We start from the raw sequence: 24003 nt of genomic DNA on the forward strand, positions 1-24003 counted from the left end.
ACTAGTCCTGTTCGTCAGGCTCGTCGGCATTGCGAGCAAGCGCCACGATGGTTACACCTTCAGGGAGGTCCATCAGCTTGACCCCCATTGTGTTCCGATCCCGTGTGCGCCGTACAGGCTTCACGGGAGTCCGGATGACACCACCATTACTGGTGATGGCAAACAGTTCATCCTCCGGGCTGATCACCAGAGCGCCGACAAGTCCACCACGACGTTCGGTGATCTTCGCGGTGAGCACCCCCTTGCCGCCACGCCCCTGCACCGGATACTCCTCGATCGGTGTCCGTTTGGCATACCCACCGTTGGTGGCAACCAACACATCCATGCCCTCGCGGACGACCTCCATGGCCAGGAGCTCGTCGTTGTCACCGAATCGCATGCCGATCACACCGGACGTCGCCCGCCCCATCGGGCGCAGCGCCTCGTCGGTCGCGTTGAAACGAATGGCCTGGGCGTTCTTGGAGACCAGCAACAGGTCATCCTCCGAAGCCGCCAGGGCAGCGCCCACCAACTCGTCATCCTCCCGCAGGTTGATGGCGATGATGCCACCGCTGCGGTTGGAGTCAAACTCGTCGAGGCGGGTCTTCTTCACGAGACCATTCTTAGTGGCGAGCACAAGGTACGGCGCGACCTGGTAATTCGGGATCTGGATGACCTGCGCGATGTGCTCGTCCGGCTGGAAGGCCAGCAGGTTCGCGACGTGCTGTCCCTTTGCGACGCGATTCGCCTCGGGCAGTTCGTACGCCTTTGCCCGATAAACCCGGCCCTTGTTCGTGAAGAACAGCATCCAGTCATGCGTGGAAATCACGTAGAAGTGCGACACGATGTCGTCCTGGCGCAGGGTCGCACCGCTGACACCCTTGCCGCCGCGCTTCTGCGATCGGTACATGTCGACCTTGGTGCGCTTCGCGTAACCAGTTCGTGTGATGGTCACCACAACGTCCTCGCGCGCGATGAGGTCCTCCATGGAGACCTCGCCGTCGAACGGGATGATCTGGGTGCGCCGGTCGTCGCCGAACTTCTGCACGATCTCGCCGAGTTCCTCGGAGATGATCGACCGCTGCCGCTCCGGCTTCGCGAGGATGTCCTTGAAGTCGGCGATCTCCAACTCGATCTTCACCAGCTCGTCGACGATCCGCTGCCGCTCCAGGGCGGCCAGGCGGCGCAACTGCATGTCGAGGATCGCGGTGGCCTGGATCTCGTCGACGTCGAGCAGCGTCATCAGGCCCTGACGGGAATCCTCGACCGTCGGCGACCGCCGGATCAGGGCGATCACCTCGTCGAGCATGTCCAGCGCCTTGGCCAGACCACGCAGGATGTGCGCCCGCTCCTCGGCCTTGCGCAGGCGGTACGCGGTCCGCCGGCGGATGACCTCGATCTGGTGCTCGACGTAGTACCGGATGAACTGGGCGAGGTTCAGCGTGCGGGGCACGCCGTCGACCAGCGCCAGCATGTTCGCGCCGAACGTCTCCTGCAGCTGGGTGTGCTTGTAGAGGTTGTTCAGCACCACCTTGGCGACCGCGTCCCGCTTGAGGACCAGGATCAGCCGCATACCGGTACGTCCGGACGACTCGTCCCGGATGTCCGCGATACCGGTGAGCTTGCCCTCCTTGACCAGCTCCGCGACCCGCTCGGCCAGGTTGTCCGGGTTCACCTGGTACGGCAGCTCGGTCACCACGAGACATGGCCGGCCCCGGGTGTCCTCCTCGACCTCGACCACCGCGCGCATCCGGATCGAACCCCGCCCGGTCCGGTACGCGTCCTGGATTGCCTGCTGACCGACGATCAGGCCGTACGTCGGGAAGTCCGGGCCCTTGACGATCTCGAGCAGCGCGTCGAGCGTGGTCGCCTCGTCCGCGTCGATGTTGTCCAGGCACCACTGGACGGCCGCCGCGATCTCGCGCAGGTTGTGCGGCGGAATCTTGGTCGCCATTCCGACCGCGATGCCCTCGGACCCGTTGACCAGCAGGTTCGGGAACCGGGCCGGCAGGATCGTCGGCTCCTTGGTACGCCCGTCGTAGTTGTCCTGCATGTCGACGGTGTCCTCGTCGATGTCCCGCAGCATGTCCATGGCCAGCGGGGACAGCTTCGACTCGGTGTACCGCATGGCGGCCGGCGGGTCGTTACCCGGCGAGCCGAAGTTGCCGTTGCCGTCGATCAGCGGGTACCGCAGCGACCACGGCTGGCCCATCCGGACCAGGGCGTCGTAGATCGACGAGTCGCCGTGCGGGTGGTAGTTACCCATCACGTCACCGACCACGCGCGCGCACTTCACGTACCCGCGGTCGGGCCGGAAGCCGGCGTCGTACATCGCATAAAGAATCTTGCGGTGTACGGGCTTCAGGCCGTCCCGCACGTCGGGCAAAGCGCGGCCGACGATGACGCTCATCGCGTAGTCGAGATACGAGCGCTGCATCTCGACCTCGAGCCCGACGGGCTCGACGCGCTGGGTCACCCCACCGCCGTTCTCATCCTGGGATTCGTCGCCGTCGGTGGGTTCGGGAATGTCAGTCACTGTTAACCCTTACTCAAGGTGTAGCCAGGCAAATTCGGCCAAAGCCCGCAAATAGCTGTGGATAACATTGTGGAAAGGTGCCCCACGCTGTGGACACGTGACCAGCGATGCCAGCCAGGGGTCAGATGTCGAGGAACCTGACGTCCTTCGCGTTGCGCTGGATGAACGACCGCCGAGCCTCGACGTCCTCACCCATCAGCACGCTGAACAACTCGTCAGCCACCGCGGCGTCGTCCAGGGTCACCTGACGCAGGGTCCGGGTGTCCGGGTCCATAGTGGTGTCCCACAGCTCGTGGAAGTTCATCTCGCCGAGACCCTTGAACCGCTGGATGTCATCCGGCTTGGCGTTCGCCTTCTTCTGCTGACGCAGGGCGATCAATCCATCACGCTCACGGTCGGAGTACGCGTACTGCGCGTCGTCGCCCCGCTTGTTCCACTTGATCTTGTAGAGCGGCGGCGACGCCAGGTAGACGTGCCCCTGCTCGACGAGCGGCCGCATGAAGCGGAACAGCAAGGTGAGCAACAGCGTCTGGATGTGCTGGCCGTCGACGTCGGCGTCGGCCATCAGAATAATCTTGTGGTACCGCAGCTTCCCGATGTCGAACTCGTCGTGGATACCGGTGCCCAGCGCGGTGATCAGCGCCTGGACCTCGTTGTTCTTCAACACCCGGTCGATCCGGGCCTTCTCCACGTTCAGGATCTTGCCGCGGATGGGCAGGATCGCCTGGTACTTGCTCGACCGGCCCTGCTTGGCCGAACCGCCGGCCGAGTCACCCTCGACGATGAACAGCTCGGTCTCGCGCGGGTCAGTGGACTGGCAGTCGGCCAGCTTGCCCGGCATCGAGCCGGACTCCAGCAGCGACTTACGGCGGGCCAGCTTGCGGGCCTGCTGTGCGGCGATCCGGGCGCGAGCGGCCTGGTCGGCCTTGGTGATGATCAGCTTGGCGTCCGCGGGATTGCGGTCGAACCAGTCGGCAAGCTGCTCGTTGGCGACCCGCTGCACGAAGCTCTTCATGTCGGTGTTGCCGAGCTTCGTCTTGGTCTGACCCTCGAACTGCGGCTCACGCAGGGTCACCGAGATGATCGCGGCGAGACCCTCGCGGATGTCCTCACCGGACAACTTCTGGTCGCTCTTGAGGAACTTCTTCTCGATGCCGTACTTGTTGACGATCGTGGTCAGCGCGGCCCGGAAGCCCTCTTCGTGGGTACCGCCCTCGTGGGTGTTGATGCGGTTCGCGAAGGTGTAGACCGACTCACCGTAGGACTCGTTCCACTGCATGGCGATCTCGACGCCCATGCCGGCCTCGTTGTCCTCGGTACCGAACTCGATCACCGTCTTGTGGATCGCGCTCTTGGTGGCGTTGAGGTGCCGGACGAAGTCCGAGATGCCGCCCGCGTACATGAAGGTGACCTTGCGCGGCTCACCGTTCTCGTCCGCGAACTCGGTGCGCTCGTCGGTGAAGTTGATGGTGAGCGCGCGGTTCAGGAACGCCATCTCCTGGAGCCGGCGGTAGATCGTCTGGAAGTCGAACTCGACGGTCTCAAAGATGTTCGGGTCCGGCCAGAACTGCACCGTCGAGCCGGTGGACTCGGTGGTCTCGCCCTTGATCAGCTCCTCCGGCACGGAGGCGTTGTACTTCTGCCGCCAGACGAAGCCGTTCTTGTGGATCTTCACCGCCATCCGAGTGGAAAGCGCGTTCACCACCGAGACGCCGACGCCGTGCAGACCGCCGGAGACCTTGTAGGCCTGGTTGTCGAACTTGCCACCCGCGTGCAGCACGGTCAGCGCCACCTCGACGCCGGGCTTCTTCAGCTTGGGGTGCAGGTCGACCGGGAAACCACGGCCGTTGTCGGTGACCGAAACGCCACCGTCGGCCAGCAGCACCACGTCGATGGTGTCGCAGTACCCCGCGAGCGCCTCGTCGACGGCGTTGTCCACCACCTCCCAGATCAGGTGGTGCAGACCCCGCTCGCCGGTAGAGCCGATGTACATGCCGGGACGCTTGCGAACCGCTTCAAGGCCTTCGAGCACGGTGATTGAATCGGCACCGTACTCCTGATTGTTCTCTGCCACCCTCGGCCGCTTTCTCGCACCGGACCCATGGGGCCCCGCACGGGGTTGGCAGGCGTCCAGCAGCAATCAGCGCACACGAGACACCAGCTTGATGACACCGCGGAAGAAAGCGGACCACCGGTGGAACCGTGCACGCCGGTCGCCGCGGGCTGCCCGCGGATCGTGATCGGCTGGAAAAACCGCGTAGCGTGACGAAAGTGGCTGCGTGTAACAGCTCAACCACCGTCAAGCACAGTTTTCCCGGTCGCTGTCGATTCTACTCCGCCGAAGCGAGTTGGCGAGGGTCCGGCACCCCTTCTGGGGGCCTGAGACATCCGTAGCGCGATTTAGCCCGCCTCCCGCGTCTCCCCCTACACGGAACAGCTTGCTCGCAGAATGGCAAACGCTGCGGGCCGGGCGCGCCTGCCGGACCCGGCCGACGCCCGCTGCCACACTGCCTGTCAACAGCAGGCGTTGGTGTCGTAACCTCGCCCGCACAGGCCGTACATGGCCGAACGGCCATGAGGTCGGGTCGAGAAAGGGTTGCCCCGATGGCGCACGACAAGGGCCTGGACAACGTCGCGGTGCACTGGCCGCGGACGAACCAGTACTACGACCCGGTGGCTCCCGCCGAGTTCGTCGACTTCGGGGCGATCGCCGACGCTCCCGAGATCGCCGCGCCCACCGGGGCACTGGCGCTGCACATCGCCAAGACCGGCACGGTGCGCGCGACCGCCTACACCGAACTGGTCGACCTGCTGCTCGGCCTCGAGGGCGTGCTCTACGCCACCGACGCGGCCGCGGAGGACGAGGACCCGGTGATCGACCCGGACGGCTGCGCGTGGATCGCCGGCGGCTTGGAGCGCTTCGTCGAGGGTCACGAGAAGTTCGGTGACCTGGTCACCTTCGACACGGTGGCCGAGGTGATGCGGACCGCGATCGCCGGTGGGCGCCTGGCCGACCAGCAGTTGCGCTGGCTCGACCACCGGCTCACGGCGTTGCGCGACGACGCGGGCAACGCCCCGCACTGGAGCTTCGCCCGTACCGAACTGGCGATCCTGGCGGGTTTCTACCGCCGCTGCGCCGATCGTGGTTTCGCGGTCTTCGCGGACTACTGATCCTCGCACCGTCCGCGAGCGGTCACGGTCACACCAGGCCGGAGATTCCCGGACCCGCCGCGGTCAGCCATAGGTGTCGCGAGGGCCACGGCCCTGCACCCGACGTGGGCCGCGGTTCCACGACGGCGCCGCCGGCCCGTGGATGTTCAGCTTGGTGACCACCTTGTGCCCGACCTCAGCGGCGATCTGCTTCAGCAGCCGGGCGGTGAGCATCCGCAATTGGGTGGCCCACGCGGTGGACTCCGCCTCGACGGTCAGCACCCCGGCCTCGAGCTTCACCGGCCGGCTGTGCGCGGCGATGTCCGGCCCGACCACCTTCTCCCAGGCGCCGAAAACGGTCGCCTCGGCCTTCGGCCGCTCCCAGCCCCGCGCCTTCATCAGACGCTCCAGCATCGTCCCGAACAGCTGGGGATCACGCGGATCCGGTCCCGGACCGGAATAGCCGCGGAGCCGCTTCTCGCCGCTTCCGCCGCCGGTCCGCCTGCGCGGCTGGCGGGCCGCATCCCGGCGCTTCGCCAGAGCCGCGTCCAGGACCGCCCGCGCCAGTTCCGGCCCCGCCTTCCCGGCCTCCGAGGCGAGGGGACCATCCGCACCCGAAGCGGCGGACTGTCCCGCAGGGCCGCCATCGCCGCTCGGAGCAGCCGGTTCGGCTGCCCGCGACGGCCGCGAGCCAGGTCGCCCGTCGTCCGTCCCGCTCACCTCACGTGGCATTCCGTCACCTCCTGTGGACAACCGCCACTCGTGCCACCGGCCGACACCCCGTCAACAAGCTCACCAGGGCCCGCAGAATCCACGATCCACACCCAACCCGGCGTCCGGGCCCCACACCCGCTCCACGACACGCTCAGGGCCGCAGAGCGACGACTAGACCGCATCGGCGAGCCGTGCTCGACGCTGTCGGCCGTTGCGGGTCGAACAATCCGTGCGGTTCTTCGCGAATCACCGCAACAGTTATCCACAGGTTGTGGAACCCTCCGCAGAAATCATGACGCACGGATCACCGACCCGCTGGTCACGTCGAACCGCGCGCCCCGCAGCGCCGCCGGCACGTCCTCGGGAACCGCACAGGTGACCAGCAACTGGGCCGCATCGGACACCAGCGCCGCCAACCTGTCTCGCCGACCGGCGTCCAGCTCGGCGAAGACATCGTCCAGCACCAGCACCGGCTCGATCCCGTCCGACCGCAGCAGGTCGTACGCCGCGAGACGCAGGGCCAGCGCGAACGACCAGCACTCGCCGTGGCTCGCATAGCCCTTGGCGGGCAGCTCGCCCAGCGACAGGGCGAGGTCGTCGCGGTGCGGGCCGACCAGCGTCGTACCCCGCTCGATCTCGGCCGGCCGCCGCTCCCGCATGCTTGCCAGCAGCCCCGCCTCCAGGGCTGCCCGGTCCGGCGTCACGTTTTCGCCGAGGCGGGACGCGTACGCGATCGAGGCCGTCGACTTCCCCGCCGCCACCGTGTCGTACGCCTTGGTCAAATGCGGCCCGAGAGCCGCGGCGAGCTCCAGCCGGCCGGCCAGCAGCTCCGCCCCGTGGTACGCCAGATGCTGATCCCAAACGGCCAGCGTCGACAGGTCCTGCCCACGCGTCCCGCCCACCTTGCGGGTCAGGTACGCCGTCCGCAGCAACGCGTTGCGCTGCTTGACCACCCGGTCGTAGTCCGCGCGTACCCCGGCGTACCGCGGCTGCCGGGCGACCAGCAGATCATCGAGGTAACGACGGCGCTCGGACGGATCGCCACGGACCAGTTCCAGGTCCTCCGGCGCGAAGAGCACCATCCGCAGGGCGCCGAGCACCTCCCGCGGCCTGCGGACCGGTGATCGGTTCAGCCGGGCCCGGTTCGCCTTACCGGGCACGATCTCCAGCTCGACCAGCAGTTCCCGGCCATCATGGACGATCGCGCAGCGGATCACCGCCGAACCGGCACCGAAACGGACCAGTGGGGCGTCGGTGGCCACCCGGTGACTGTCCAGGGCGGCCACGTAGCCGAGTGCCTCGATGAGGTTCGTCTTGCCCATGCCGTTCTGCCCGACCAGCACGGACACGCCGGGATCGAGATCGACAGCCACCCGCTCGTAGGAACGGAAGTCGACGAGCTCGACCCGGCGTACGTGCATGGATCAGCGCTTGACGGCGTGGCCGCCGAACTGGTTGCGCAGCGCGGCGACGGCCTTCATCGCCGGAGAGTCGTCCTGCCGCGAGGCGAACCGGGCGAACAACGACGCGGAGATGACGTGAGCCGGCACTGCGAGGCGAACCGCCTCGTCGACCGTCCACCGGCCCTCGCCGGTGTCGTCCGCGTAACCCTTCAGACCGGCCAGCTTCGGGTCCTCGTCGAGAGCCCGGTCCAGCAGGTCGAGCAGCCACGACTTGACAACGCTGCCCTCCCGCCAGCTCTTGATCACGGCGGGCACGTTCTCGACAAGCTCAGACGCCTCGAGGATCTCGTAGCCCTCGGCGTACGCGTGCATCAGGCCGTACTCGATGCCGTTGTGCACCATCTTGGCGTAGTGACCGGCGCCCGGACCGCCGGCGTGCGCGAACCCGAACTCACCGGCCGGCTTGAGCGCCTCGAAGATCGGCATGCAGTGCGCCACCGTCTCCGCGTCGCCGCCGACCATCAGGGCGTACCCGTTGGTCTTGCCCCAGACGCCGCCGGAGACACCGACGTCCATGTACTTGATGCCCTTCTTCGCGAGGCGCTCGGCCCGCGGGGCGTCGTCGGTGAACTTGGAGTTTCCGCCGTCGATGATGACGTCGCCGGGTGACAGAACCTCGGCGAGAGCGTCGATGGTGTCCTCAGTGATCTTGCCGGACGGCACCATGGTCCAGACCACCCGAGGCGTGGCGAGCTTCTCGGCCAGGTCGGCCAGGCTGCTGGCATCACTGACAGCCAGATTCTGGTCGAATCCGACGACTTCATGCCCGGCGGCACGAAGTCGTTCCCGCATGTTGCCACCCATTCGACCGAGACCGATCAGGCCGAGTTGCATCGTCTCTCCCCTAGGAGTGCGAATGTTGCTCGCTCAGTATCAGCGCGTTACCCGGATCGGCATGATCAGATAGCGGTATCCCGGGATGATTTCGCCGCTTTCGCCCGCGGGCGAGATCACAGCGGGCTTGAACGCGTCGACGAAGGAGAACACCGCGGTCGGGGCTCCGAGGTTCTGCAGACCGTCGATCAGGTACTGCGGATTGAAGCCGATCGTCAGCGCCTCACCGGTGAACGACGCCTCCATCGCCTCGCTGGCGCGCGCCTCCTCGGTGGTACCGGCCTCGACCACCAGACCGTCCTCGCTGAAGCTGAGCAGCACCGGAGTGGTGCGCTCGGCGACCAGCGCGACGCGGCGGACAACCTCGACCAGTGCGGAGACGGCGATCCGGGCCTCGGCGTTGTGCGAGGCCGGGAAGAGCGAACGGACCGGCGGGTAGTTGGCGCCGTCGAGCAGGCGGCTGGTGGTCCGCCGGGTGCCACCGGCGAAACCGATCATGCCCTCGCCGGCATTGCCCTGCGCCAGGGCCAGCGTGACCGAACCGCCCAGCGGGCCGAGCGCCTTGGCCGTGTCGTTCAGCGTCTTCGCCGGAACCAGAGCGTTCAGGCTGATCTCCGGGTCGTCCGGGGTCCACTCGATTTCACGCATGGCCAGCCGGTAGCGGTCGGTGGCGAGCATCGCCATCGTCGAGCCGTTCAGCTCGATCCGGACACCGGTCATCATCGGCAGCGTCTCGTCCCGGCCGGCGGCGATGGCCACCTGGGAAACCGCTGAGGCGAACGTAGCGGCGTCGACAAGGCCCGCGCTGGACGGCATATCCGGCAGGGTCGGATAGTCCTCCACCGGCATCGTGGGGAGGGTGAAACGCGCGCTGCCACAGACCAGCTCCAGGTGGGAACCGACAGCGGCGATGTCGACCGGCTTGCCGGGCAGCGCCTTGGTGATCTCGGCGAGCAACCGGCCGGAGACCAGCGCGGCGCCGTCCGCGTCCGACTGGACCTCGACGGAGACCTGGCTGGAGACCTCGTAGTCGAACCCGGAGACCTGCAGCCGGCTGTCGGTGACTCGCAGCAGGACACCGGCGAGCACCGGCACTGACGGCCGGCTGGGAAGGCTCTTGGCTGTCCAGGCCACGGCGTCGGCGAGCGAGTCTCGCTCCACCCGGAACTTCATGCTGTCCTCCGCGATGCTTCCTCTACGGGGCGTGGAGCCCACTGGAACTCTATGGCGCTGACCGTGTTCACGTGTGCCCGACCCCGGGGTCGCGAGGCCGGGCCCGCCTTGCCTTTACGACCGACCTACCTTGCCTTGCTCCGGCCCGGAAGCGAAATGTCGATGCCCCGCCGGAGTTGACGATCTTCCGACTGAGGGCTGGACGCCCCGGGATCCGGCCCACCGAGGTACCGGCTTCTGTAGGTGCCAACTCTCCATCGACTCCGGAGGGTGCGTCCACACCACTTCACCGGAGCGAGGCCGCAGTGCTCCGGAAGCAGGGCACCGGTACCTCTCGGTGCTGGCTTCTCTTCGAGCCGAGAACCGGGACCTGCCGAACTTCCACAGCCCTACTATTTCTTTTTCTCTCTTAGAGAAATATCTAGTCGTCTTCATAGGGCCTGTGCAAACTGTGGAAAACCAGCGTTTTCGCAGGTGACAGCGTTATCCACCGGTGAGCCACATGTGGGAAACCCGGGTACAACCTGGGGTCTGTGTCCACAACCACCGGCTGCGCGGCCCGTTGTCCACGGTTATCCACCGGCTATCCACCGGTAATCCACCGGGTTGGTCACCTGACCTGTGGACAGCACTGGGACGGTACCGACTCGTCATCCCCAGAACCTTCAACAGGTAATCCACATTCATCCACAGGCAGCTGACTAATCGCTAACTCTCCGTGTCTGTCCACATCGATTTCCCCAGGGTCAGTCCACATCTGTGGAGTACGGGCCGAGCGTTGTCCACCGACTGGGGAGAACGCCTGTGGATGCCTGTGGATGAGTGTGGATAACGTTGGCACGAAACAGACCCGTTCCGACGTTGACAACTTTGCCTCGGCCGCCCTCAAAAGTTGGCATCGAAGTGAGCCAATTTATGCAGGTCACCGGCCGATCTGGGGGTAACTCTGTGGAAAACCCCGTGTAAAACCGGTGGATAAACGTGTGGATCCCGCGTTGCCCCAGTTCAGCCCCGTTGTCACCTGCCTGTGGGTAACCGCGTGTTCCTGTGGGTAACTCGAATCCGCACATGTCGGCGCTCTGGATCCCGTTGCGATCTCGGATCGGGCCGGCCGCCCGGGCGGAGGTTCCGTGCCGGGCGCGATGCTCCAGGACGGCGACCCTCGATGCGCGGTGGAGACGGTGAACGCGCTACCCAGGATCCGAGGCCGTTCGAGGCGGGGAAACGCTTCAGCCCGCCGGCGGGATGCGCGACGGGCTGGCGGCGTTGCGGTTGGACCGGGCTCAGGTCGTACCGGATCAGGAGTTCTGTTTGATCCTGTTGGTGAGCTCGGCGATCTGGTTGTACAGCGAGCGGCGTTCGGCCATGTGTTGACGGATCTTGCGGTCGGCGTGCATGACCGTGGTGTGGTCGCGGCCGCCGAAGGCCTGTCCGATCCGGGGCAGGGAGAGATCGGTCAGTTCGCGGCACAGGTACATGGCGACCTGACGTGCGTTGACCAGCACCCGGCTGCGGGAGTGGCCGCGCAGGTCCTCCAGGGAGACGCCGAAGTAGTCCGCGGTGGAGACCATGATCTGGTCCGCGGTGATCTCCGGGCCCGCACCGTCCGGCATGAAGTCGCGCAGGACCTCCTCGGCCAGTGACAATTGGACCGGGGAACGGGTGAGACTGGCGAACGCGGTCACCCGGATGAGGGCACCCTCGAGCTCGCGGATCGAGTTGGAGACCCGGGACGCGATGAACTCCAGTACGTCGTCGGGGGCGTACATGCGCTCCTGCGCGGCCTTCTTCTGCAGGATGGCGATTCGCGTCTCGAGGTCCGGCGGCTGGATGTCGGCGAGCAGACCCCATTCGAAGCGGGTACGCATCCGGTCTTCCAGAGTGGCCAGCTGCCGCGGCGAGCGGTCGGAGCTGATCACGATCTGCTTGTTCGCGTTGTGCAGCGTGTTGAAGGTGTGGAAGAACTCCTCCTGCGTCCGCTCCCGGTTCTCCAGGAACTGGATGTCGTCGATCAGCAGGATGTCGACGTCCCGGTAGCGACGCTGGAACGCCTGCGTCTTGTCGTCCCGCAGGCTGTTGATGAAATCGTTGGTGAATTCCTCGGTCGAGACATAGCGCACGGAGCGTGCATGCCCGAGGGTGGTTGCGTAATGGCCGATGGCGTGCAGGAGGTGGGTCTTGCCCAGCCCGGAGCTGCCGTAGATGAACAGCGGGTTGTACGCCTTCGCCGGTGACTCGGCCACCGCGACCGACGCGGCGTGCGCGAAACGGTTGGACGAGCCGATGACGAATGTCTCGAACATGTACTTCGGGTTGAGCCGATTCCCGTCGTTACCGCCGGGACGCGGCGACGCGCCGGGGCCGCGCAGGTCGATCGGGGCGCGGCCGGGACCGTTGTCGCCGGCGCGCATCGGCATCTGGTCGTCGCGGCGGTTGTCCGGATGGCGCTGGTTCTCGCGCAGCTGTGCCGGGTCAGCGGGCATCCGGAGAGCGGCGGGCTCGTTCGGTGCCGGGGGAAGCTCACGCTCGGGGTGCTTCTCCGGGGCGTGGGCGGTCTGCGGCGCGGGCGGCATCGGGTCGGCGAAGAGCGCCTCCTGGCCGTCCCGGGCGGTGGGCACGCTGCGGATGTACGGCGAGGCCGGCGCGGAGTGCTGCGCGGAGCCGGTGGGGTACGGCTCGGGCGCGCGGTCCGGCGGTCCGAAAGCCGGCGGCTGGTATGGCGACTCGGCCGGGTAGGGGGGCAGCTCCGGCTGGTAATGCTGTGGATCCGGGCTGCGTGGTGGCTCGGCGTAGTGCATGGGCGGCGCCTCGCGGGGAGCCGGCTCGGTGTCCGTCTCGACCGGGGTGCCGTAGACCGTGCCGGGCATGCCGGTGCCGTCCTCGGGCGGGCGGACGGTGACGGCCACCTGGATCGGCCGGTTCAGCCGCCGGGTGAGCGCCTCGGTGATCGCCGGTCGCAGCCGCAGCTCGATCACGTCGCGGGTGTACGCGTCCGGAACCGACAGCAGCGCGGTGTCCTCGACTATCGCCCGCAACCGGGTGAACCGGAGATAGGCACGCTGCTGCCGCGAAGCGATCTCCTCGGACAGTTCGCTGAGCGTGTCCTGCCACAGCATGCCCAGGTCGACCTGATCGGCCACCGCCGCGCCACCCCCATCGCCACCGACCCCCGGTGGACCTTGTGTCCGGCCTTCCCCTGTGCCTGTCGGCGCCAGTGCAGGCAACCGATCGGCTCCCCCAACCCAGCACAGTTAACGCGCTGAACACGCACGGCGCCACCGGCTATCCACAGGTTATCCACAACCCGTGGTGGTGCCGATGGCGCTCCCGGCCGGATGGTCGGCAGATTCACCGGAGCCTGTAGCGGCGCGGGCTTAAAACAGGCTCACCTTGGCGAACGATCCACCTGCTTGTCCGGTTTTGGCCGCTGCCTCGCGGTATGCGAACGACCGGGTAAGACCAGCAACCGCGCACGCTAACAGCGCTTGTGGGGGGACTACAACCGCTGTCCCGACCATCCCCTGCTCGTTCGCAGGAAAAGATTCACTTTGTGCGTGGAAAGACCTGCTGGCCGCTCGGAGGTTCGTGCATGTCGGCGTGCCGACCCAGGATATGGTTGACCGCTGCAACAGCCCTGCGTAGGGTTATGCGGTTGCTCCGCCGCGCTCTGATAAAGTGGCGTCTTGCAGCGGATGCCCCCTGACGTAGTTGAAGACGGAGTTCTGACGTGAGCAAGCGCACCTACCAGCCGAACAACCGCCGGCGCGCCAAGACCCACGGCTTCCGGCTGCGCATGCGCACCCGTGCCGGCCGTGCCATCCTTTCCGCCCGCCGTACCAAGGGCCGCGACAAGCTGTCGGCCTGAGTCGGCGCTTAGTCGGGTCGGAATGTCCAGGTAGTCGTGCTGGCCGCGACGCAACGACTGCGGCGTAGCGCGGACTTCGCCGCGGCGATCCGCGGTGGCCGTCGAGCCGGTCGCGGAACTCTGGTCGTTCACCTGCTTATCGAGGAGCCGGCGCACGCCTCCACGGCGCGCGCCGGCTTCGTCGTATCCAAAGCCGTTGGCAACGCGGTGGTGCGGAACAAGGTCCGGCGCCGACTGCGTCACCTGGTCCGGCCCCTGCTCATCGACCTTCCGCCGGGTGCTTCGCTGGTGGTACGGGCGTTGCCGCCGGCCGCCGAGGCGGGGTACGCGGATCTCGCCACCGACCTCACGGGCGCGCTCGCGTCCGCTCGTCGTCCCCGGCGGCCCCGATGAGCCTGGCCGCCCGGCTCCTGACCGCGGCTGTCGTCGCGTACCGTCGATACTTGAGTCCGGCGCTGCCGGCACGCTGTCGGTTCTATCCCTCGTGCAGCGCGTACGCCCAGGAGGCCCTGGCGCGGCACGGCGCGTTGCGAGGGACGGGCCTGGCGATCTGGCGGCTCCTGCGTTGTCATCCCTTCCACCCTGGCGGGTACGACCCGGTCCCTGACCCGATCCGTCACCGTCCTGCCGATGTGACTGGAGCTTAGATTGAGTCTCGACTGGATCTACTACGCCATTTCGTGGATCCTCCTTCGCTGGCATTCCCTCTGGGACGCGATCGGGATTCCCGAAGACCGGGTGCTCGGCACGAACTGGGCCTGGGTTCTCTCGATCTTCTTTCTGGTGGTGACGCTGCGCGTCATCCTGTTCCCGGTCTTCGTCAAGCAGATCAAGAGCCAGCGGGCGATGCAGGCACTGCAGCCCAAGGTGAAGGCCCTTCAGGAGAAGCACAAGGGTGACCGGGAGACGCTCCAGAAAGAAATGATGGAGCTGTACCGGACGGAGAAGGCGAACCCGCTGATGGGTTGCCTTCCGATGCTCCTGCAGATCCCGGTCTTCCTCGGCCTGTTCCACGTGTTGCGGCACCTGGACCCGAACTTGCCGGAACGTTACAAGACGATCTATGGCTGGACGCTCGAGCAGTTCAACAGCGCGTCCGCGGCGCGCCTGTTCAACGTGCCGATCAGTGCCAAGTTCGGCTCGACCGACGCTGAGCTGGCCGCCATGAACGCGAACGGGACCACGGTTAAGATCCTGGCCGGCGTCCTGATCCTGGTCATGATGGGCACGACGTTCCTGACCAGCCGCCAGATGATCCTCAAGACCGGCTGGGCGGAGGACCCGCAGCAGAAGATGGTGCAGCGACTGATGCTCTACGGCATCCCGTTCTCGCTGCTGATCTCCGGCTCGCTGTTCCCGATCGGTGTGGTCATCTACTGGGTGACGAACAACCTGTTCACCCTGGCCCAGCAGCAGTGGGTGCTGCGTAAGTTCCCGCCGCCGCAGATGGCCGGCGCCAAGACCGGTTCGAGCGCGCGCCCGAGTTCTTCTTCGCGTGGCAACGACCCGAAGAACCCGGTGCAGCCGGGCCGCAGCGGCGGCCTGTTCGGCCGCAAGAACGCCGTCGAGGAGCCCGTCAACCCGGTTGTCGACACTCGGGCGCTCGCTCCGAAGCCCGGCGCCAAACCGGTGAATCCGAAGAAGGGCGCCCGACCGGCGAACAAACCCAAGGGATGATCGCGGCGCGGGGCCGGCATGCCGGCCCCGCGCGCTCCCCTTGCTACAGACCTCCCCACGACCTGTACGCATGCCGGGCGGCGTGGGAAACAGCGGACCGATCTTGGTCCGGCCGAATGACAACGGAGATGAAACCGTGACCGACACCAGTACTCCCCCCGCTTCCGACTCCTCTGCTCCGGTCTCGGAACCCGCTGAGGAGACGGCTGCTCCGGAAGCCAAGAAGTCGGAGAGCGTCGCGTCGGACAGCGACCTGTTCCGGCAGAGCGAGATCGCTGCGGACTACGTCGAGGGTCTCCTGGACATCCTCGACTACGACGGTGACATCGACGAGCTGGTCTCCGCCGGCCGTCCGATGGTCGAGGTCGTCGGTGGCCGGCTGCAGCCGCTGGTCGGTCAGCGTGGTGCCACCCTCGAGGCGTTGCAGGAGCTGACCCGGCTGGCGATCTTCCGGGCCACCGGATCGCCGAGCCGACTGCTGTTGGACATCGGCGGCTACCGGGCGGCCCGGCGCAAGGAGCTGGCCGCGGTGGCGCGGAACGCCGTTGAGAAGGTCAAGGAGCACGGTGAGCCGGTTCGGCTGGAGCCGATGTCGGCCTTCGAGCGCAAGTGCGTGCACGACGTCGTGAATGCCATCCCGGGCGTGCAGAGCGAGTCCGAGGGCGTGGAGCCGGCCCGGCGCATCGTGGTTCGTACGGCGGAGTGAGATGACTGACCCACGCTTCGGCGCGGGTGACCTCGGCCCGGGCGTCACAACGCCCGGGCCGTCGTCTTTCCCCGCCGCTTCTTCGAGTCCGTCCGGGTTCGATCCCTCCTCCTCCATAGGTGATTTTTCAGTGGTTGATGTTCGGCAGCCGCCGGCCGAGGTGACCGCCGCGGCGGTCGAGGTGTTCGGTGATCGGTTGGCGCTGGCGGGTCGGTTCGCTCAGTTGCTGGCGACCGACGGTGTTGTACGCGGCTTGATCGGGCCACGGGAGACGCCTCGACTCTGGGAGAGACACCTCGTCAACTGCGGGGTAATGGCCGAATTATTCCCTATCGGGGCATCTGTCGTGGACGTCGGTTCTGGTGCTGGTTTGCCCGGTATCGTGCTGGCAGTGGCCCGGCCGGATCTCGACATCACGCTGGTCGAGCCGCTCGCTCGGCGTACCGCCTTTCTGACCGAGGCAGTCGACGAGCTCGGCCTGGACAACGTCACGGTTGTGCGGGGGCGAGCCGAAGAAGTCATCGAGCAGGTGGCCGGTGCGGACATCGTTACGGCGCGAGCGGTGGCCGCCCTGGATCGACTGGCGGGTTGGTGTCTGCCGTTGGCGCGAGTCGGGGGCAGGCTGCTGGCACTCAAGGGGGCGTCGGCGGACGAGGAGATCGGTGAGCACAGGGCCGCGATCGAGCGGATCGGTGGCGGGGAGCCGCAGATCCGGTTGTGCGGGGTCGGGCTGATCGACCCGCCGGCGACGGTGGTGGAGATCGTCAAGGAGCGGGAGGTGGAGGTCGGTCGGGGCCGCAGTGGCGGATCCAGCCGTCGTTCCAGCGGTGCCGCCGCGGATGGCTCGGTTCGGGGCAGCGCTGGTAACGCTGCGGGCCGCTCCAGGCAGAGCGGCGGTGGTGGGCGGTACGGGCAGAGTGGCCGGGCTGGTGGGTCCGGCGGCCGGGCGGCCGGTGAGGGCCGCGGCGGCGGACGGGGGAACAAGCGGAGGGGTTAGATGGGTCGGCGGGGTGCGAGGAAGCGAACTGCGCGCAGGGCGCACCCTCCTACCGTACGGATGGAGCAGCCCCGCGCGGCGGCTGAGCCGAAAGGCGGTCCGGACCCATTGGAACCACCTGAGCAGGGCGGCAGTTTGCGGCGTGTGCCGGGCATAACGCCTTTTGCCGAAGCGGCCATGAACGAGAATGCGACGTTGCGCTCGACTCATCCTGTGCACGGACGTGGCGACGCTCGCCTGTCGGCCGTAGGCTGGCCAAGCGTCGATAGTGTGGACCGGATCTCTCCCGCCGGGACACTCGTTTCGCCGGCCGACCCGTTCCTAGCCAACAGGGATAAAGCGGTGCATGAGTACGGTGTTTCACGTGAAACCGAGTCGCCTCTCGACCGACCGTCGGCAGTAAGCGCGGGTGGACTCCACGCCGGTGGGCAGGGCGTTCCTCAGCCACGGCCCAGCGGCTACTACCCGACAGCTTCCGGGGCAACCTACGGGTACGGCGCCGGTACGCCGCACCAGCCGGAGGACCCACACGCCCCCGCCCCGGCACCGAGGTCTGGCCCTCCCGCGGTGGGCCAGGTGTCCGTCGCGCCCACTTCTGCCTCGCCAGCCTCCGGGTCCGCCTCTTCTGGTGCGTCTGTTGAGCCTGACGAGCATGTTTCACGTGAAACGCCGGGTCGAATTGAGGACGATCCGCCCTTAGCCATGGAAGCGTTGCGAGCTGTGCAGATCCTCAACCCGAGCGGCGAGATCATGATGCCGCGTCCGGACCACTCTCGGGTGATTTGCGTCGCCAACCAGAAGGGCGGCGTCGGGAAGACGACGACCACCGTGAATCTGGCGGTGGCGCTCGCGCTTCACGGCAACCGGGTACTGGTGGTCGACCTGGACCCGCAGGGTAATGCGTCCACCGGTCTCAGCGTGCCGCACCATGCCGGCGTTCCGGATGTCTATGACTGCCTGATCGACAACGTGCCGCTGGCCGAGGTCGCCCAGGGCGTCGAGGGCATTCCGAACCTGTTCTGCGTGCCGGCCACGATCGACCTGGCCGGTGCCGAGATCGAGTTGGTGTCGGTGGTGGCTCGCGAGTCACGGCTGGCCCGAGCGATCGCCGGTCATCCGGAGAAGTTCGACTACGTTTTCATCGACTGCCCGCCGTCGCTCGGCCTGTTGACGGTCAACGCACTCTGCGCGGCGCAGGAGGTCCTGATTCCGATCCAGTGCGAGTACTACGCGCTTGAGGGCCTGAACCAGCTGATCAACAACATCAACCTGGTCCGGCAGCATCTGAACCCGACGTTGGACGTCTCCACCATCCTGCTCACCATGTACGACCGACGTACCCGCCTGGCCGACGCGGTGGAGCAGGATGTCCGGAACCACTTCGGAACCAAGGTTCTGAACGCGGTGATCCCCCGGAACGTGCGAGTGTCCGAGGCTCCGAGCTACGGCCAGTCGGTGATGACCTACGATCCGGGATCAAGAGGCGCAACTAGCTACTTTGAGGCGGCTCTGGAGATCGCGGTGCGCGGGGTCAACACGGGAGGCACGGCATGAAGAACCGTCCGCGGGGAGGCTTGGGTAGAGGCCTCGGCGCGCTGATCCCCACGGCGCCTGCGGCCGAGCCGGCGGAGAACGGGTCGGAAGCCACCGCGTCGGCAGTTCCCGCCGGGGCGGTCGCCGTTGTACCCGATAGCCCACCCGCATCGCCGCTAGCTCCGGCCGTGCCGGTACCGGTGCAGGCACCCGTCATGGAGAACGAGCTCGCACCGGTTCCTGGAGCGCACTTCGCCGAGCTGCCCGTCTCCTCGATCGAGCCGAACGCGAAGCAGCCGCGACATGTCTTCGACGAGGAGGCGCTCGAGGAGCTCAAGACCTCGATCCAGGAGGTCGGCTTCCTTCAGCCGATCGTCGTGCGGGACCTCGGTGACGGCCGGTACGAGCTGGTCATGGGTGAACGCCGGTGGCGTGCGGCCCAGGCCGTCGGGATGGAGAGCATCCCTGCGATCGTCCGTAACACGCCGGATGATGCCATGCTGCGGGACGCGCTGCTGGAGAACATTCACCGGGCGAACCTCAACCCGCTGGAAGAGGCGGCGGCGTATTCGCAGTTGCTGGAAGAGTTCCGGGTTTCGCATGAGGAACTGGCTCGGCGGATAGGTCGCAGTCGGCCGCAGATCTCCAACACCATTCGGCTGATGAATCTGCCTGCGCCGGTGCAGCGGCGGGTCGCGGCGGGAGTGCTTTCCGCGGGGCATGCTCGGGCACTGCTCGGGTTGGACGGTGCGGAGGCGCAGGAGGAACTCGCCGGGCGGATCGTGCGGGAAGGGCTCTCCGTTCGGGCCACCGAGGAGATCGTTCAGGTGGCGCAGCAGGAGGGGCCGACCAAGAAGGCAGCCCCGGCTCGGCGAGCGAAGGTGCACGCGCCGGCGCTGAATGATCTCGCCGAGCGGCTGTCCGATCGGTTCGACACTCGGGTGAAGGTCGACATCGGCCGGAACAAAGGCAAGATCACGATCGAGTTCGCGACCGTGGACGACTTGGAGCGGATCGTGGGCATGATCGGTGTTGAAGAGGAGGGGGCGCGCTCCGATACAGAGGAGTAGATCCCCGTTTGGCAAGGAGGAGCGCGCGTTCTGAATGCGCGCTTTTCTCGTTTTCAGGTTCTGTGAGAGCCATTCTCCTGGGGTTTCGTAGGAGCGGGAAAGTCGGCCCAGCGGCCTTTCAGAAGCCCGAATTCGGGCGTTGAGGGGTGCCCGAGCGCACTCGCGGTCCGTGCAGCGCCATGACCGCTCCCCCTGCTGTGATGCGTTATGGGGCCGCTCCTCACTCTGGTGCGTCACGACCTCATTGCTGTAGTGCGTTACGGCCTCTCTCTGCCGTGGCACCTATCCCTCGCTGTGGTGGCTAGAGCCGTCCGTCTTTACGGCGGCGCGGCGCTCTTCCGTGCCGTGGCGCTCCGACGTCTCTGCCTCCTCATGGCGTGGTGGCTTTTCGTCGTTGCTGTGTTCCGTTGCAACCGTGCCGTCTTCCGGTGGCGCGGCGCCTTCTTCGTGCTGTGGCACAGCGACGGGCTCTGCCTCCTCGTAGTGCGGTGGCCTTCCGTTGTTGCTGTGCTCCGTTGGAACCGTGCCGTCCTACGGCGGCGCGCACCCCCTTCTCGCTGTGGTGCCGCGACGGCTCTGCCGCCTCGTAGTGCGGTGGCCTTTCGTTGTTGCTGTGTTCCGTTGGAACCGTGCCGTCTTCCGGCGGCGCGGCGCCTTCTTCGTGCTGTGGTGCCGCGACGTCTCGGCCTCCTCGTGGCGTGGTGGCCTTTCGTAGTCGCTGTGTTCCGTTGCAGCCGTGCCGTCCTACGGCGGCGCGCACCCCTCCTTGCTGCGGCGCTGCGACGCCCCTGCCTCCATCGCGCGACTGCGCTCGTCTTCGCTGTGGCTCGCGACGACCTTTTTGGCCTTGCTGTGGCAGATTCGTTGTTGGCCCTGGCCTGACCCTCCCCTCCGATGGCATAGCAGCCCGAGACTTGTTAAGGCCATTGCGATCGTCTTCCCTGCTTTGCGCATCGCGACCAGCCTTGCTTTCTGTGGTGAGCGTTCGCCGTTAGCGATCTCCGGGCATCGGGGCGCCCAATGGAGCCTGACGGTGGCGGGATCCCCGAGTTGCGCGACCCCCTTTGCCGTTTCACGTGAAACGCCGGCTTGACGGTTGCTGGCTTGAGGGGCGAGCGCCGGACCCCTGCGTCGCGGGCGCAGAACCTGGAGCGAGGCCAGACAGGCGGGCATGGGGAATCCAGGGGTCGGCGGGGAGTCCAGGGCTTGAGCCGGGGAGGCGGCAGGCGTCGGGAACGGAGACAGGGAGGCCCAGCGGCGGTGATGGGGAATTGGCAGAACCTTCGACCGTGATACCGGCGCCGATCCGTGCCTGCTGCCGTCTGGAGAGCCGAGGACGGAGAGAAGAGGAAGCAGCGGCCTGGGAGGAAGCGGCGGCCCCGGGGGGAGATCGGCGGCCCAGGGAAAGCGGTGGGCCCGGGGGTCCAGGGGAATCGGCGGCCCAGGGGAAGCGGTGGGCCCGGGGGTCCAGGGGAATCGGCGGGCCCGGGGGAATCGGCGGGCCCGGGGGGTCCGGGGGGTCCGGGGGGTCCGGGGGGGCGGGGGGAAGCGGCGGGGCCGGAGGAAAGCGGTGGGCCCGGGGGGTCAGGGGGAAGCGGCGGGCTGAGTCGGAGAGCTAGGAGTCGGAATCCGAGAGCCGAGGGCAGAGACGAGTCCGAGAGCCGACAGGGGAAGCAGAAGGCGGAGACGGGGAGCGTCCGGCGAGGGTGATGAGAATTGGCGGCGGCTTTGGAGAGCGAAGGCGGAAAGGGGAAGCAACGACCAGATACGGAAGGGGCGGGCAGAGAGCGGAAGCGGCGGGGAAGGGGCGAGTGGAGAGGGAGCGGCCGGTGGGGTCGGAGAGGCGCTGGGCAGAGGCGGGGGCCTGGGGAATCGAGGCGCGCCAGACGTAGGCGCGAGGAGACCGCGGCCAGCAGCAGAGGGGGTAACCGTCACTGATCGAGCCGGTCGAGTGTGGCCGCCGACACATGGGTCGGGCCCACTATCCACAGGCTGTGTGTTGAGCCGGTTGGACAACCAGTGCGACCCGTTTCACGTGAAACGACGCCGATGCGGCGAGAGTTGTCCACGGCGCTATCCACAGGGCTTGCAAGCGTTCTACGTCGTGTTTCACGTGAAACAGGAGGGGCTGTGGATAACTTCTGTGGATAACTACGCGTCCTGTGCACCGGGGTACCTGCGCTGACAATTGTCGAAGCGTGAAGGGTGCGAAGATCCCCGGATTTGACCCGGCGCTGACTCATTAGGAACATCCCCCCGATCGTGCGAAATTGACCCGGGACAGCCCGTCCTGACCTGGGCTAAGGTCACGTCGTGTCTGAGAACACCGCCCCCATGCCCGACTTCACCCGCTGGCCGTCGTTCCCGTTCGAGGGGGACATGCGAGTCAAGAAGCTCGCCCCGCCGGTGGAGGTTGAGCCCCCACGGAGCGGTGAGGACGGCTCCGAGTGCGTGGCCTGCGGGACGCCCGATGACGCGTACATCTGGGTCTCGGAGCGCTGGCGAGTTCGGGCGATGGATCGGCCCACCGGCCTGCCGATGGTTTTGATCCTGGAGTGCCGATCACATCTGGACCTGGGCGACCTTCCCAATCTCCTCGCGGCCGAGCTTGGCGTGATGACGGTCCGGCTGGAACGTGCGATCCGGTCACTCGACGGCGTGGCTCGTGTCCATGTCAACCGGTGGGGAGACGGTTCCGCGCACCTACACATGTGGTTTCTTGCGAGGCCCTATGGCCGGCTTCAGCTCCGCGGGACCTTCCTCTCGCTGTGGGACGACATACTGCCGGTCATCCCCGAGCAGCGGTGGCGGGAGAACCTCGCGCTCGTCGCTGCCTGGCTGGCCGACTTCGGCGGCACGGCCATCGCGGAGCCGGCGCACATCGAGTGGGAGTCGTCGGGCACCTTGAACGTTCCGACGACCGGCGCTGAAGAGGAACGCCGCCCCGCAACGTTGGGCGACGTCCAGACAGCCGGAGGTCCGGCTGATTCTTGGGCGCGGCATGACGACTCCCCCACAGCCGGCGGCGTTCCCGGACAGCCGAATTCGGCAAGAGGTCTCGTGACACAGGCGGGCCCGGCCGACATCGAAGAGATCGTGCCAGGATCTGAGACCTCCGGGCTGGGAGTCGCACCGTCTCGCGATGCATCGTTGGGGACAGCCCGCAACGCAGCAGGCTTTTCCCCGGGAGGCGCCACCTCGGCGGGCTCTGCCCCGGGAGGCTTTGGAACGGCAGGCGCTGCTGCGGCAGGGTTTGGAACCGTAGGTTCTGGAGCAGGAAGGTCTGAAGCGGCAGGGATTGGATCTGCGGGGTCTGGATCTGCGGGGTCTGGAACTGCGGGGCCTGGGACCGCGGGAGCTAGGACCGCGGGAGCTGGGACCGCGGGAGCTGGGACCGCGGGAGCTGGGACCGCGGGAGCTGGGACCGCAGGGGCTGGAACGGCAGCTGGCGGATTCGTCGGTACGGGCGTACTCAGCACCGGCGCCGGGGGCGCGGCTGCTGGTGCCGGAAACATAGAGCCCTAGGCCCTATCCGCCGCTCCATGTTTCACGTGAAACGGCCGCCGAAATCAGCGCCCGCTTCACAGCGACAGAACGCCGCGGCGGATGAGACCGCAAGGTACTGAAAGGCAAACGGGCACAGCTTCTCGAAGCTGTGCCCGTTCCTTAGACCGTGGTTCGAGGCCAAGGCTTGAGGGGTTAGCCGAGGCCGGGCGATCGGAGGTCGCAAGGCGCTGGATTGGTAACGGGCACGGCTCCTAGGAGCCGTGCCCGTTTTAGCTCCTGATCGACGGCCGCGCGCGAGGAGAGAAAGTCAGGCAGAGGCGAGGGGGCCAGCCGAGGCTCCGAGAGTAAGTCGACTGAGGTGAGCCGGGAGGTCTTGGCCTGGGGCGAGGGGTCGACCGGGGCGAGAGCGGGAGGTTAGCCGGGGCGACAGATCGGTCGTGGGTGAGGGGCGACAGGTTAGTTGGAGGTACGACTTCGACTGAGGCGTGGGCCGTGGGGCGTGGGCCGAGAAGTCGGCCGGCGGCGAGAGGTTGCCAGGCACAGGACCGAGAAGTCGGTCGGGAGGCGAGGGGCCGGCCAGCGCGCGGGGACACAGTCGACCGGGGTGCACGCGAGAGGTTGGCTGGGCGCGAGTTCGGCTGAGGCGAGAGCCGAGAAGTCTGCCGGCGGCGAGAGGTTGCCAGGCACAGGGCCGAGAAGTCGGTGGTCACGTCCACCGAAGTGGTGTACGACCTGGTTTTCCGAGTGAACGGAGGCGGCCATCGCAGATCCTTCGGATTGATTGAAGATCACGAAGGAG

Annotated in this window: 17 protein-coding genes; 10 read left to right on the top strand and 7 right to left on the bottom strand. The window is 67.0% G+C overall.

Going from position 1 to position 24003, the window contains the following annotated elements:
* Position 1 precedes the first annotated feature (1 nt).
* Together gyrA and gyrB are read right to left on the bottom strand one after the other, a co-directional pair.
* Entirely contained in the window at positions 2-2515 is a 2514-nt protein-coding gene (gene gyrA, locus CHC09_RS43290) for a DNA gyrase subunit A (protein ID WP_089299096.1), read from the bottom strand.
* 121 nt (positions 2516-2636) lie between these two features.
* On the bottom strand, positions 2637-4589 hold the full coding sequence (gene gyrB, locus CHC09_RS43295; RefSeq protein WP_089299097.1) for a DNA topoisomerase (ATP-hydrolyzing) subunit B: 1953 nt from the start codon (positions 4587-4589) through the stop codon (positions 2637-2639).
* Between the two features lie 530 nt (positions 4590-5119).
* On the opposite strand from gyrB, the gene CHC09_RS43300 reads away from it, so the two are divergent.
* Entirely contained in the window at positions 5120-5686 is a 567-nt protein-coding gene (locus CHC09_RS43300) for a hypothetical protein (protein WP_089299098.1), read from the top strand.
* A 63-nt stretch (positions 5687-5749) separates the two neighbouring features.
* Here CHC09_RS43300 and CHC09_RS43305 read toward each other — a convergent pair whose 3' ends face one another.
* The 5 genes from CHC09_RS43305 to dnaA all read right to left on the bottom strand — a co-directional run bounded on the left by CHC09_RS43305 (position 5750) and on the right by dnaA (position 12989).
* Positions 5750-6397: a DciA family protein gene (locus tag CHC09_RS43305; RefSeq protein ID WP_089299099.1), complete on the bottom strand. Its 648-nt coding sequence runs from the start codon at positions 6395-6397 to the stop codon at positions 5750-5752.
* Between the two features lie 272 nt (positions 6398-6669).
* On the bottom strand, positions 6670-7800 hold the full coding sequence (gene recF, locus CHC09_RS43310; RefSeq protein WP_089299100.1) for a DNA replication/repair protein RecF: 1131 nt from the start codon (positions 7798-7800) through the stop codon (positions 6670-6672).
* 3 nt (positions 7801-7803) lie between these two features.
* Entirely contained in the window at positions 7804-8676 is an 873-nt protein-coding gene (gnd, locus tag CHC09_RS43315) for a phosphogluconate dehydrogenase (NAD(+)-dependent, decarboxylating) (RefSeq protein ID WP_089299101.1), read from the bottom strand.
* Between the two features lie 39 nt (positions 8677-8715).
* Positions 8716-9849: a DNA polymerase III subunit beta gene (gene dnaN, locus CHC09_RS43320; RefSeq protein WP_089299102.1), complete on the bottom strand. Its 1134-nt coding sequence runs from the start codon at positions 9847-9849 to the stop codon at positions 8716-8718.
* 1298 nt (positions 9850-11147) lie between these two features.
* Positions 11148-12989, bottom strand: coding sequence for a chromosomal replication initiator protein DnaA (gene dnaA / locus CHC09_RS43325; RefSeq protein ID WP_373872032.1), 1842 nt, complete (start codon positions 12987-12989; stop codon positions 11148-11150).
* 587 nt (positions 12990-13576) lie between these two features.
* Here dnaA and rpmH point away from each other — a divergent pair.
* The 9 genes from rpmH (at position 13577) to CHC09_RS43375 (ending at position 23222) form a co-directional block, all read left to right on the top strand.
* Positions 13577-13714 carry a 50S ribosomal protein L34 gene (rpmH, locus tag CHC09_RS43330; RefSeq protein ID WP_014448226.1) on the top strand — a complete coding sequence of 46 codons (138 nt, stop codon included), beginning with the start codon at positions 13577-13579 and terminating at the stop codon, positions 13712-13714.
* Between the two features lie 36 nt (positions 13715-13750).
* Positions 13751-14107 (top strand): ribonuclease P protein component, encoded by a 357-nt coding sequence (gene rnpA / locus CHC09_RS43335; protein WP_089299103.1) that lies wholly within the window; start codon positions 13751-13753, stop codon positions 14105-14107.
* A complete protein-coding gene (yidD, locus tag CHC09_RS43340; protein ID WP_089299104.1) occupies positions 14104-14361 on the top strand; it encodes a membrane protein insertion efficiency factor YidD in 258 nt (85 codons plus the stop codon). The genes rnpA and yidD overlap by 4 nt, the downstream gene beginning before the upstream one ends.
* A 1-nt stretch (position 14362) precedes the next feature.
* Positions 14363-15391, top strand: a complete 1029-nt coding sequence (yidC, locus tag CHC09_RS43345; protein WP_089299105.1) for a membrane protein insertase YidC — start codon at positions 14363-14365, stop codon at positions 15389-15391.
* Positions 15392-15527: 136 nt separating this feature from the next.
* Positions 15528-16097, top strand: coding sequence for a Jag family protein (locus CHC09_RS43350; RefSeq protein ID WP_373872031.1), 570 nt, complete (start codon positions 15528-15530; stop codon positions 16095-16097).
* Position 16098: 1 nt separating this feature from the next.
* Positions 16099-17094, top strand: a complete 996-nt coding sequence (rsmG, locus tag CHC09_RS43355) for a 16S rRNA (guanine(527)-N(7))-methyltransferase RsmG (RefSeq protein WP_143232924.1) — start codon at positions 16099-16101, stop codon at positions 17092-17094.
* 342 nt (positions 17095-17436) lie between these two features.
* On the top strand, positions 17437-18648 hold the full coding sequence (locus tag CHC09_RS43360; protein WP_373872033.1) for an AAA family ATPase: 1212 nt from the start codon (positions 17437-17439) through the stop codon (positions 18646-18648).
* Positions 18645-19697 carry a ParB/RepB/Spo0J family partition protein gene (locus CHC09_RS43365; protein WP_089299108.1) on the top strand — a complete coding sequence of 351 codons (1053 nt, stop codon included), beginning with the start codon at positions 18645-18647 and terminating at the stop codon, positions 19695-19697. The genes CHC09_RS43360 and CHC09_RS43365 overlap by 4 nt, the downstream gene beginning before the upstream one ends.
* Before the next feature lie 2538 nt (positions 19698-22235).
* A complete protein-coding gene (locus tag CHC09_RS43375) occupies positions 22236-23222 on the top strand; it encodes a hypothetical protein (RefSeq protein WP_089299112.1) in 987 nt (328 codons plus the stop codon).
* Positions 23223-24003 lie beyond the last annotated feature (781 nt).

Source organism: Actinoplanes regularis, from assembly GCF_900188005.1.
GTDB classification, from domain to species: Bacteria; Actinomycetota; Actinomycetes; order Mycobacteriales; family Micromonosporaceae; genus Actinoplanes; species Actinoplanes regularis.